Genomic DNA, 10398 nt, shown 5'->3' with positions numbered 1-10398 from the left:
CTGGTTCAGCAGCACGCTCACGTTGTTGCTGCTGGAGTTCGCGACGGCGAGGTCAGGCTTGCCATCCCCGTTCAGGTCCGCCGTCGCGACCGACTCGGGGTACGTGCCCGCAGCATAGTGGACCGCGGCGGCGAAGGTGCCGTTGCCCTGGTTCAGCAGCACGCTCACATTGTTGCTGATGAGGTTCGCGACGGCGAGGTCAGGCTTGCCATCACCGTTCAGGTCCGCCGTCGCGACCGACGTGGGGATCAAGCCCGCAGCGTAGTGGACCGCGGCGGCGAAGGTGCCGTTGCCCTGGTTCAGCAGCACGCTCACGTTGTCGCTGCTGCCGTTCGCGACGGCGAGGTCAGGCTTGCCATCGCCGTTCAGGTCCGCCGTCGCAACGGAGTGTGGACCTACGCCTACGGTCGACGTCGGAGGGCCGGGGAGCCCGAGCATCCCAGTGCACGGGGGTGCGACGCACGCCCCTGCGACGCAGTTCGCGCCCTCATTGCAGACGAGGGGGTTCCCACCGATGCAAATGCCAGTCTGGCAAGTGCCGGTCTGGGTGCAAGCGTCGCCATCGTCGCAGGCGAGGCCGTTCGTCTTCGCCGGATGGCTCGGCGCCCCCGCGGTGCACACATCGTCCGTGCAGTCGTCCCCGTCGTCCGCAGGCAGATCGTCGTCCTCGGGGATATTGGAGACATTGCCGTTGCCGTCGCATATTGCCTGAGCACAATCGCCCACCACTTGCGCCGCGATGACCGTGCCCGCCGCGGTATACGAGACACCACACACGTTCTCCACGCAGGTGCGCGTCTTGCACTCATCATCGACGCCAGCGCAATCGCTCGGCTGGATGCAGCCGACGCACTTGCCGGCGCCGTCACAGAGGAGCGGCTTCTCCTGCGACATCCCGCACGTCGTGCCCTGCGGTTCGAACGGATTCGAGGCCATCCCGCCGCTGCATGTGTCTTTGGTGCAGGGGTTGTTGTCGTCGGGAAGATCGCCGTCGTTGTTCTGATACGTGATCCCGCCTTGACCGTCGCACACGGCCTGCCTGCAATCGGCTACCGTCTGCGCAGGCAAAGCGGTACCGAACGCGGTAAAGCTGACGCCGCACTGTCCGTCGGTGCACGTGCGCATCTGGCATGCGTCGTCCGTACCCGGGCAATCCGCGGGGGCGAGACACGCGACGCAGTGGCCCATGCCGTCGCACCGGGTGCCGCCCATCGTGCACATGGTTCCAGCCGCAGCCGGCTTGTTCACCGGAGTGCCCCCCTCGCAGAGGTCATCCGTGCAGGGGTCACCGTCATCGACGGGGGAGCAGGAACCACCGCCGCTGCCTCCGTCGAAGGGATGATAGTCGTTGTCGAGCCCGAGCACCGTCGTGCAGCCCCAGGCGGTCACCAGGAGCAACACGACACATAGTCCCAGCATCCGCTGGACGATCGGCGTCATCAATCCCATCTCCTCGCTCCCCCGTGGGGAGGCGTTCCCGTCGATGCTCGACCAGACCGCCTGCCGCGTCAAGGTAGCCGGATCGAAGGCCTCACGGTCGAGCCCTGACGGACGCCTGCGCCTCGCGGGGCTGCCTCCCTCGCTGGGGGCGCGCCCGAAGGTGGGGTCGGCCAGCACGAGGATGTGGCCGTCTGAGGGATCAGGGGGAAGAGGATGTACGAGGAGCGTTCGCGGAAGGTTACTTTTCGTTTTAACGCTTTATATGCCGCTATGGAAGACAGGCATTAAGCAGCACGGCTACGTTAGATCCGTTTGTGACCACAAGATCGGGTCTTCCATCGAGGTTCAAGTCCGCCGCTGCGACCGAATTAAATAAACCCTCGCCGTAGTTGAGCGCGGCGAAGCTCCCGTCGCTTTGATTCAGCAGCACGTTGTGGTTTGCAACGACGAGGTCGGGCTTACCATCGCTATTCAGGTCCGCTGCCGTGATCGAAGAGGTATCCGGCCCCGTAGCGTAGTTGACGGCGGTGGCGAAGGTCCCGTCGCCTTGGTTCAGCAGAACGCTCACGTTATCGCTGCCCAAGTTCGCGACGGCGAGGTCAGCCTTGCCATCGTCGTTCAGGTCTGCCGCTGCGACCGATTGGGGGTACGAGCCCACAGCGTAGGGGACCGCGGCGGCGAAGGTGCCGTTGCCCTGGTTCAGCAGCACGCTCACCTTGTTGCTGCTGTAGTTCACGATGGCGAGGTCTGGCTTGCCATCGCCGTTCAGGTCCGCCGCCGCGATCGAAGAGGGGTTCGTGCCCGCAGCGTAGTGGACCGCGGCGGCGAAGGTGCCGTTGCCCTGGTTCAGCAACACGCTCACGTTGTTGCTGCTGTAGTTCGCAACGGCGAGGTCTGGCTTGCCATCGCTATTCAGGTCCGCTGCCGTGATCGAAGAGGGGTTCGTGCCCGCAGCGTAGTGGACCGCGGTGGCAAAGGTGCCGTTGCCCTGGTTCACCAGCACGCTCACGTTGTGGCTGGGCTGGTTTGCGACGGCGAGGTCAGGCTTGCCATCGCTATTCAGGTCCGCTGCCGTGACCGAAAGGGAGCCCGAGCCCGCAGCGTAGTCGACCGCGGCGGCGAAGGTGCCGTTGCCCTGGTTCACCAGCACGCTTACGTTGTCGCTGAGCTGGTTTGCGACGGCGAGGTCAGGCTTGCCATCGGCGTTCAGGTCCGCCGCCGCCACCGAAGAGGGGTACGAGCCCGCAGCGTAGTGGACGGCAGCGGCGAAGGTACTGTTGCCCTGGTTCACCAGCACGCTCACGTTGTTTCTGCTGGCGTTCGCGACGGCGAGGTCAGGCTTGCCATCACCGTTCAGGTCCGCCGTCGCGACCGAAGAGGCGCCCGAGCCCGCAGCGTAGTGGACGGCAGCGGCGAAGGTACTGTTGCCCTGGTTCACCAGCACGCTCACGTTGTCGCTGCTGGAGTTCGCGACGGCGAGGTCTGGCTTGCCATCCCCGTTCAGGTCCGCCGCCGCGACCGAACGGGGGCCCAAGCCCGCAGCATAGTTGACCGCGGCGGCGAAGGTGCCGTTGCCCTGGTTCAGCAGCACGCTCACGTTGTCGCTGCCGAAGTTCGCGACGGCGAGGTCAGGCTTGCCATCGCCGTTCAGGTCCGCCACCGCGACCGAATAGGGCTTCGAGCCCGCAGCGTAGTGGACCGCGGCGGCGAAGGTGCCGTTGCCCTGGTTTAGCAGCGCGCTCACGTTGTTGCTATTGACGTTCGCGACGGCGAGGTCAGGCTTGCCATCGCCGTTCAGGTCCGCCGCCGCGACCGACAGGGGGTTCGAGCCCGCAGCATAGTTGACCGTGGCGGCGAAGGTGCCGTTGCCCTGGTTCAGCAGCACGCTCACGTTGTTGCTGTTGACGTTCGCGACGGCGAGGTCAGGCTTGCCATCGCCATTCAGGTCCGCAGTTGCGACCGAAGAGGGGGCCCAGCCCGCAGGGTAGTTGACCACAGCGGCGAAGGTGCCGTTGCCCTGGTTCAGCAGCACGCTCACGTTGTCGCCGAAGTAGTTCGCGACGGCGAGGTCTGGCTTGCCATCGCCGTTCAGGTCCGCCGCCACAACGGAACTTGGAGCGAAGCCTACGGGCGACGTCGGAGGGCCGGGGAGCCCCAGCAGCCCAGTGCACGGGGGTGCGACACACGCCCCAGCGACGCAGCTCGCGCCCCCATTGCAGAGGGGGTTCCCACCGATGCAAATGCCAGCCTGGCAAGTGTCGGTCTGGGTGCAAGGGTCACCATCGTTGCAGGCGGAGCCGTTCGCCTTCGCCGGGTGGCTCGGTACCCCCGCGATGCACACATCGTCCGTGCAGGGGTCCCCGTCATCGACGGGGGTGCAGGAGCCACCGCCAGCTCCGCCGCTGCCGCTGCCAGCTCCGCTGCTGCCGCCACCCCCGTCGAAGGGATGATAGTCGTTGTCGAGCCCGAGCACCGTCGTGCAGCCCCAGGCGGTCACCAGGAGCACCACGACACACAGTCCCAGCATCCGCTGGACGATCGGCGTCACCAATCCCATCTCCTCGTCCCCCCGTGGGGAGGCGTTCCCGTTGATGCTCGATCAGACCGCCTGCCGCGTCAAGGCAGCCAGATCAAAGCCAGGGATCGATCCGGTCCGATCGACTCCGATAGGGCCCACAGGGCCCCCGTGCGGCCGGAACGGGAGCCAGACGATACATGGAGGAGGCCGTGCGCCGTGGGACTCTGCGGAAGGCCTCACGCTCGAGCCCTGGCGGACTCCTGCGCCTCGCTGGGCTGCCTCCCTCGATGGGGCGCGCGCCCGAAGGTGTTATCGGCCAGCACGAGGACGTGGCCGTCCGAGGGATCAGGGTGAAGAGGATGTACGGGGATCGTTCGCGGAAGGTTACTCTTCGCGTTCCGATTTTACATGCCGCTATGGCAAGCAGGCATTGAACAGCACGCCTACCGTGCCTCCGCCCGCGACCACGAGATCGGGTCTGCCATCGAAGTTCAAGTCCGCCGCCGCGACCGACGTTGAAGACATCGCAGCGTAGTTGACGGCGGTGGCGAAGGTCCCGTCGCCTTGGTTCTGCAGCACGCTCACGTCGTCGCGGTCTGCGTTCGCGACGGCGAGGTCAGGCCTACCATCGTTATTCAGGTCCGCTGCCGTGATCGAAAAGGGATTCGAGCCCGCAGCGTAGTTGACGGCGGTGGCGAAGGTCCCGTCGCCTTGGTTCTGCAGCACGCTCACTTTGTCGCTGCTGGAATTCGCGACGGCGAGGTCAGGCTTGCCATCGCCATTCAGGTCCGCCGCCGCGACCGAATTGGGGCTCGTGCCCGCAGCGTAGTGGACCGCGGCGACGGACGTGCCGTTGCCCTGGTTCAGCAGCACGCTCACGTTGTTGCCGAAGGAGTTCGCGACGGCGAGGTCAGGCTTGCCATCGCCGTTCAGGTCCGCCGCCGCGACCGAAGAGGGGCCCGAGCCCGCAGCGTAGTTGGCCGCGGCGGCGAAGGTGCCGTTGCCCTGGTGCAGCAGCACGCTCACGTTGCCGCTGCTGTAGTTCGCGACGGCGAGGTCAGGCTTGCCATCGCCGTTCAGGTCCGCCGCCGCGACCGAAGAGGGGCCCGAGCCCGCAGCATAGTGGACCGCGGCGGCGAAAGTGCCGTTGCCCTGGTTCAGCAGCACGCTCACGTTGTCGCTGCCGGCGTTCGCGACGGCGAGGTCAGCCTTGCCATCGCCGTTCAGGTCCGCCGCCGCCACCGACTGGGGGTTCGAGCCCGCAGCATAGTTGACCGCGGCGGCGAAGGTGCCGTTGCCCTCGTTCAGCAGCACGCTCACGTTGTTGCTGCCGGCGTTCGCGACGGCGAGGTCAGGCTTGCCATCCCCGTTCAGGTCCGCCGCTGCGACCGAAAGGGGGTACGAGCCCGCAGCATAGTTGACCGCGACGGCGAAGGTGCCGTTGCCCTGGTTCAGCAGCACGCTCACGTTGTTGTTGCCCGCGTCCGCGACGGCGAGATCAGGCTTGCCATCCCCGTTCAGGTCCGCCGCCGCCACCGACTGGGGGTTCGTGCCCGCAGCGTAGTTGGCCGCGACGGCGAAGGTGCCGTTGCCCTGGTTCAGAAGCACGCTCACGTTGTGGTTGCCCTCGTTCGCGACGGCGAGGTCAGGCTTGCCATCCCCGCTCAGGTCCGCCGCCGCGACCGACTGGGGGTGCGAGCCCGCAGCATAGTGGACCGCGGCGGCGAAGGTGCCGTTGCCCTGGTTCAGCAACACGCTCACGTTGCCGCTGTCGAAGTTCACGACGGCGAGGTCAGGCTTGCCATCGACGTTCAGGTCCGCCGCCGCCACCGAAGAGGGGTACGAGCCCACAGCATAGTTGACCGCGGCGGCGAAGGTGCCGTTGCCCTGGTTCAGCAGCACGCTCACGTTGTCGCTGCTGTAGTTCGCGACGGCGAGGTCAGCCTTGCCATCCCCGTTCAGGTCCGCCGCCGCCACCGAAGAGGGGTACGAGCCCGCAACGTAGTTGACCGCGGCGGCGAAGGTGCCGTTGCCCTGGTTCAGCAGCACGCTCACGTTGTTGCTGTTGGAGTTCGCGACGGCGAGGTCAGGCTTGCCATCCCCGTTCAGGTCCGCCGCCGCCACCGAACGGGGGAGCGAGCCCGCAGCGTAGTGGACCGCGGTGGCGAAGGTGCCGTTGCCCTGGTTCAGAAGCACGCTCACGTTGTGGCTGTCCCTGTTCGCGACAGCGAGATCAGGCTTGCTATCGCCGTTCAGGTCCGCCACCACAACGGACAATGGCGCTGTGCCTACCGTCGACGTCGGAGGGCCGGGGAGCCCAAGCAACCCAGTGCACGGGGGTGCGACGCACGCCCCAGCAACGCAGGTCGCGCCCCCGTTGCAGACGAGTGGGTTCCCAGCGATGCAAATGCCAGCCTGGCAAGTGTCGGTCTGGGTGCAAGGGTCACCATCGTCGCAGGCGGAGCCGTTCGCCTTCGCCGGGTGGCTCGGTACCCCCGCGATGCACACATCGTCCGTGCAGGGGTCACCGTCATCGACGGGGGTGCAAGAACCACCGCCGCTGCTGCCGCCACCTCCGTCGAAAGGATGATAGTCGTTATCGAGCCCGAGCACCGTCGTGCAGCCCCAGGCGGTCACCAGGAGCAACACGACACACAGTCCCAGCATCCGCTGGACGATCGGCGTCATCAATCCCATCTCCTCGTCCCCCCGTGTGGCGCTCCCGTCGATGCTCGACCAGACCGCCTGCCGCGTCAAGGCAGCCAGCTCAAAGCCATCGACTCCAATAGGGCCCACAGGGCCCACGTGCAGCCGGAACGGGAGCCAGACAACAGAAGGTGTCCAAGACAACACGTTAGTTGACACCGCCGGTCGACTGGGCGATGGTGCACACGATGTCGGCAGGATTGGCCGAAGGAACCGTATTTGCTGGGCGGTACCGCATCGTCCGCCGACTTGCAGCCGGCGGCATGGGCGCGGTGTATGAAGCGGTGCACATCGAGACCAATCGGCGCAAGGCGCTCAAGGTCATGCACGCGCATCTCTTTCAAAGCGACGAGATGAGCGAACGCTTCAAGCGCGAGGCGCGCATCGCCGCCGAGGTCGAGAGCGAGCATATCGTCGATGTCTCGGACGCCGGCGTCGATGAAGCGACCCAGACGCCCTTCCTGGTCATGGAGCTGCTCCGCGGCGAGGAGCTCGGCGAGCGCCTCAAGCGCGTGGGCCGGCTTCCGCCTGCCGAGGTGTGCACGTACCTGCGCCAGACAGCCATGGCGCTCGATAAGACCCACGCAGCGTCGATCGTCCACCGCGACCTGAAGCCTGCCAATCTATTTCTGACACAGCGCGAGGACGGCTCCCCGCGCATCAAGATCCTCGACTTCGGCGTGGCCAAGCTGGTCGCCGACAGCGCGACCGGCGCCGGAGCCACGCGCAGCATGGGCACGCCGCTTTACATGGCGCCCGAGCAATTCCACACGGATACGAAGCTGACGGGAGCTGCGGACATCTATGCCATGGGCATGATGGCCTACCGGATGCTCGTAGGACAAACGTACTGGCACAAGGAAACGAGAAACTCGGCTGACATCATCGCCTTTGCGCTGGTCGCGGTACGAGGGCCCCAAGAATCGGCCGTCCAGCGAGCCGCAGCAGCAGGGGTGACGTTGCCACCGGCGTTCGATGCGTGGTTTTTTCGGATCACGGCGCTCGAGCCCTCGGCGCGGTTCGCAACGGCATCGGAGGCTGTGAAGGCTCTCGAGAAGGTATTCGATGACGCGGCCAGCGGGGACTTCGCGACGACGGTTCCGCTGCCAGGACCACCGAGAGCCATGATGCCATCGGGCGTGACACCATCCGGAATGACATCGCCGGGAACGACGCCCTCGCTCATGGGTACGCCTGCAGCGGGTGTGTCCACGGGGCCCCAGCCAAGTGCCATGTCGACGGGAGGCGACGTCTCGCCTGTTCGCTCGGCGCCGAGTCGGGCGCCGGCCCTCGTCGTCGCCGCATTGGTGCTCCTCGGGCTTGCGGGCGGCGCGCTCTGGTTTTTCGTGGGCTCCGCCCAGCGTACATCGCCGAATGCAGCGACCGAGGCGGAATCGGCCCAAAGCAGGCCTGCGGCTCCCGCGACGGATGTCGCCCCCTCCAGCAAGCCCGTCGAGCCGGCCATCGCCGTGGAGCCTGTGTCAGCATTGCAGGCAGAGCCTCCAGCGACGCAGGCGCCGCAGCAGGCGCCAAGCGCGGTGTCCAAGACGACTGCACCTCGCAATCCCGGAACGGCAAAGACCATATCGAAGCCGGCGGCGACGACGAAAACGACGACGACAAAAACATCGTCCCCATTTGGCCAGGATTGAGGAAGATGAACACCAACATGACGCGTCGCCGGATCCTGGAGATGGTTTGTTTTGTGCATCTCACGGCCATTGCGCTGCCCGCCGCGGCACAGCAGGACGTCGCCGCGGCCAAGCGTCTTTTCGACCAGGGACTCGCCGACATGCAAGCGGGCAAGCATGAAACCGGATGCCCTGCCCTCGCCGAAAGCCAGCGCCTCGATCCCAGACCCGGCACACTGTTCACGCTGGCTTTCTGCGAATCCAGTCGGGGCCACGTCGCCACGGCCGATGCGCGACTCGACGAATACATACGCCTCTACGACAAGTTGGCGCCGGATCAACAAGCTCGGCAGGGAGATCGGCGTAGGCTGGCGAAGGAAGAGCGTGACAGGCTTGCGCCGGACATCCCCGAGCTCACGATGACGCTCGCCCCCGGCGCGCCTTCCGGGACGGTGGTGAAACGAGACGGCCAGGTGATCGGGGCTGCCGCGATGGGCATGGCGCTTCCGGTGGATCCCGGCGCGCACGTGCTGACAACGCAGGCACCTGGCGGCCCCGTGTGGGAACAGCACATCACGATCGCCAAAGGCGAAAAGAAATCCGTGGTGTTGGAGGTAAAGCCACCGTCGCCGGTCGCGCCCGCCACACCCGGGCCCCCGATCGTTCCGTCGAAGAACACGCGCACACCGCCTGTCGAGCAAAGCTCGGGCAGCGGGCGAAAGATGGCTGCTTATGCGATCGGAGGCGTGGGGCTCGCGGGACTGGCCGTGGGGGGGCTCCTGGGAGGGCTCGTGCTCAGCAAAAAGGGAGACCTCGACCAGCACTGCGGAAAGGCCATTGGATCGAGCGATCCGACGGCGTGCGATGACACGGGCCTCGACGCGGCGCAAAGCATCAAGTCGCTGGGTCTCGGGAGCACGATTGGTTTTGCATTGGGAGCGGTTGGTTTGGGAACTGCGGCCGTGCTTTACTTCACTGCGCCAGCAACGAAGAACAGCAGGGCTGGCTCGAACGCAGTGTGGATCAACGCTGGGGTGCTTTCCGCGGGGCCGGGTGGAGTGCTCGTAGGATCACAGGGCGCGTTCTGAGGCGTGGATGAGGCGTGGATGAGGCCACGAGGTGGTATGCTCGCACGCGCAGGGTCATTGGCGCTCACGCTGCCCGTGGCCTTCATGATCTGCGGCCGGCGCCACGCTGCCCAGACGAATGCTCAGGTCCGCGCCGGCGCGCGCCCAGGGGCCATGGCCGACGGACATGTAATAGCCGCTCGCGCTGAGCGCCTGGGGGACCGGGGCCTTTGCGTCCTCGTCAAGCACGGCGAAACGCACCTCGCCGCCCATACGCTGAAACCCGAGCGAGGCGCCGACCTCGAACCAGCGCGTGACACCCTAATACCTTAGCAGCCCGTGGATCTACGCGCCCCCAATCGCGATCCCAACATCCTGCATTGCAGGCGGGTACCATCCCGCGCCACGCGGCCGGGGAAACCGTGCCAACCATCTCGGCCCCCCCCCGTACCAGAGCCACATGGCTGCCCATATCACCAAAACGGCAAGGGCGGAGCCCTTCCGGGCCGCGGCCAGGGCCCGCGGGGTCCCTGCGCCGAGCATTTGACGTAGCACGAGCCCCAAATTGAGCGCGGCGACATGGGCCAGGTAGCGTTTTCGCACTTTCTCCCGGCCCCTGACTCGCACCCTCCTCATTCCGCCCGTCTCGCATGCGTGGGCGAATGTTCGCTCGATCAACTCTCCACGTTTGCGTTGAAGAGCGCGCCCCTTCGGGCGACGCACGCGGTTTCGGTTTCCGTAAAACGCTTGCTGCATATCCCAGCCCTTGTCCACCCATCTGCGGACCGGCTGGCTCCTCTCCGGGACGTACGTGCGATAGCCGGACTCCTTCAGCGATTAGGAGCAGCTCGGCCTTGTGATACCCCTTCCTCGATCACAACGCGCTCGGGCTCCGCCTCGCTGCTGCCACCCTCCGGGGGCGGCTCGTCGTCCGAATCGCGGTCCTTGCCGCTCTTCGCCTGCTCGACATTCGTGCGCGCCTGCTCCAGGCTTTGCGCCATCGTCGCTGGGTCAGCCTGGTCGGCTGAATATACCT

General features: G+C 66.2%; 7 protein-coding genes. 2 read left to right on the top strand and 5 right to left on the bottom strand.

The features are described 5' to 3' along the window. The 3 genes from QHF85_RS48765 to QHF85_RS48755 form a co-directional block, all read right to left on the bottom strand. Positions 1 to 1440: VCBS repeat-containing protein (locus tag QHF85_RS48765; protein ID WP_281334408.1), on the bottom strand; the 1440-nt coding region annotated here is incomplete at its 3' end. Positions 1441 to 1708: 268 nt separating this feature from the next. Further along, the gene (locus QHF85_RS48760; RefSeq protein WP_348652827.1) at positions 1709 to 3544 is read right to left on the bottom strand and encodes a VCBS repeat-containing protein; all 1836 of its coding nucleotides are present in this window, start codon (positions 3542 to 3544) and stop codon (positions 1709 to 1711) included. 828 nt (positions 3545 to 4372) lie between these two features. Then, the gene (locus QHF85_RS48755; protein ID WP_281334409.1) at positions 4373 to 6226 is read right to left on the bottom strand and encodes a VCBS repeat-containing protein; all 1854 of its coding nucleotides are present in this window, start codon (positions 6224 to 6226) and stop codon (positions 4373 to 4375) included. Between the two features lie 614 nt (positions 6227 to 6840). Here QHF85_RS48755 and QHF85_RS48750 point away from each other — a divergent pair. Both QHF85_RS48750 and QHF85_RS48745 read left to right on the top strand, forming a co-directional pair. Next, the gene (locus QHF85_RS48750; RefSeq protein WP_281334407.1) at positions 6841 to 8316 is read left to right on the top strand and encodes a protein kinase; all 1476 of its coding nucleotides are present in this window, start codon (positions 6841 to 6843) and stop codon (positions 8314 to 8316) included. Positions 8317 to 8321: 5 nt separating this feature from the next. Continuing rightward, positions 8322 to 9383 (top strand): hypothetical protein, encoded by a 1062-nt coding sequence (locus QHF85_RS48745; protein ID WP_281334406.1) that lies wholly within the window; start codon positions 8322 to 8324, stop codon positions 9381 to 9383. 54 nt (positions 9384 to 9437) lie between these two features. On the opposite strand, the gene QHF85_RS48740 is transcribed toward QHF85_RS48745, so the two are convergent. Then, complete coding sequence (locus tag QHF85_RS48740) at positions 9438 to 9635, bottom strand: hypothetical protein (RefSeq protein ID WP_281334405.1); 198 nt, start codon at positions 9633 to 9635, stop codon at positions 9438 to 9440. Between the two features lie 557 nt (positions 9636 to 10192). Further along, the coding region (locus QHF85_RS48735) for a hypothetical protein (RefSeq protein ID WP_281334404.1) at positions 10193 to 10398 on the bottom strand (206 nt) is incomplete at its 5' end.

The sequence above is a fragment of the Polyangium sp. 6x1 genome (assembly GCF_029946515.1).
GTDB lineage: Bacteria > Myxococcota_A > Polyangia > Polyangiales > Polyangiaceae > Polyangium.
Note: the sequence above shows the minus strand (reverse complement) of the source record. Positions and strands in the feature narration are given on the sequence as shown.

What these genes read in the sequence shown, in the direction of transcription:
- QHF85_RS48740 (WP_281334405.1), bottom strand. Translation starts at nt 9,635, where the DNA reads ATGGGCGGCGAGGTGCGTTTCGCCGTGCTTGACGAGGACGCAAAGGCC.
- QHF85_RS48745 (WP_281334406.1), top strand. Translation starts at nt 8,322, where the DNA reads ATGAACACCAACATGACGCGTCGCCGGATCCTGGAGATGGTTTGTTTT.
- QHF85_RS48750 (WP_281334407.1), top strand. Translation starts at nt 6,841, where the DNA reads ATGGTGCACACGATGTCGGCAGGATTGGCCGAAGGAACCGTATTTGCT.